Source organism: Frankia gtarii (assembly GCF_025403375.1).
Taxonomy (GTDB): Bacteria; Actinomycetota; Actinomycetes; order Frankiales; family Frankiaceae; genus Frankia; species Frankia gtarii.
Genome location: NZ_JAMPTM010000540.1, coordinates 1 through 1,277, shown reverse-complemented (window position 1 = coordinate 1,277; position 1,277 = coordinate 1). Strand labels below are relative to the sequence as shown.

2 protein-coding genes are annotated in these 1,277 nt (G+C 72.2%); one reads left to right on the top strand and one right to left on the bottom strand.

Annotated features, from left to right (window positions below; all coding sequences use genetic code 11):
* Nucleotide 1 precedes the first annotated feature (1 nt).
* Nucleotides 2-901: an acyl-CoA desaturase gene (locus NBZ83_RS32185; protein WP_261571012.1), complete on the top strand. Its 900-nt coding sequence runs from the start codon at nt 2-4 to the stop codon at nt 899-901.
* A gap of 42 nt (nt 902-943) precedes the next feature.
* Here the strand turns inward: NBZ83_RS32185 and NBZ83_RS32180 are convergent.
* On the bottom strand, nt 944-1,277 hold a 334-nt coding region (locus tag NBZ83_RS32180), incomplete at its 5' end, for an FDXHR family putative zinc-binding protein (RefSeq protein WP_308203851.1).

Below are 1,277 nucleotides of genomic sequence, written 5' to 3'. Positions count from 1 at the left end.
CCTGAAGACCCCCCTCGAACAGGCGATTCTGCTGCTCTTCCTCACCATCCCCCTCCTCGCGGTCATCGCGGCGGTGCCCGTGGCCTGGGGCCACGGACTGGGCTGGCACGACGTCGTCATCGGCGCCGTGATGTACCTGGTCTCCGGCTTCGGGATCACCGTGGGCTACCACCGCCTGTTCACCCACGGCTCCTTCAAGACCGGCCGACCCCTGCGCATCGCCCTCGCCCTGGCCGGCAGCCTCGCCGCCGAGATGAGCGTCACCGACTGGGTCGCCGCCCACCGCCGCCACCACAAGTACTCCGACGGCGAGGCCGACCCGCATTCGCCCTGGCGCTTCGGCCGTGACGCCACCGGCGTGGCCAGGGGCTTCCTGCACGCCCACGTCGGCTGGCTGTTCAACCGCGAGCGCACCGCCCCCGAACGGTTCTGCCCGGACCTGCTCGCCGACCGCGACATCGCCGCCGTCGCCGCGGCGTTCCCCTGGTGCGTCGCCGCCTCCGTCCTGATCCCGCCACTGGCCGGCGGGCTGTGGAGCATGTCCTGGACCGGCGCGCTCACCGCCCTGTTCTGGGGCTCCCTGGTACGCATCGCCCTGCTACACCACGTCACCTTCTCCATCAACTCGATCTGCCACCTCATCGGTGAACGGCCCTTCGCCACCCGCGACCAGTCGAGGAACGTCTGGTGGCTGGCCATCCCGTCACTGGGGGAGTCCTGGCACAACCTGCACCACGCCGACCCCACCAGTGCCCGCCACGGCGTCCTGTCCGGCCAGCTCGACCCCAGCGCCGCACTCATCCGCGGGTTCGAACGCCTGGGCTGGGCCCACGACGTACGCTGGCCCACCGCCGAGCGCATCGCCTCCCGCCAGGCCCGCCCGGCCGGCCAGCCCCGCTGAGGCAGCCGGCCTGATCAGCCTGACCTGATCAGCCTGACCTGGTCAGCCGGCCATCCGAACCTCGCCGCCGGATGGCCCGGCCGATCCACCCGGATCACCGCGCCCACCGGCCACCTCCCCGGAACGGTGCAGAACGCGCCCCGGCGGCTTCTCGCCCGCGACCAGCCAGTAGCCGCGGTCATGACGCAGCCCGACCTGCTGCGGAGGCTGGCAGACCCCGTTCACCCGGTGCGCGTCGAAACCGGTGGTGGCACCCGCGAACGTCGCATGACACCCCGGGCAGTGCGCCGCGGTCAGCGCCGTCCACCGGGCATCGCACCCGCCGCAGCCGAGCAGGATGGGACGTTCGTACTCGATGTCCCGCCCCGCCATGAAC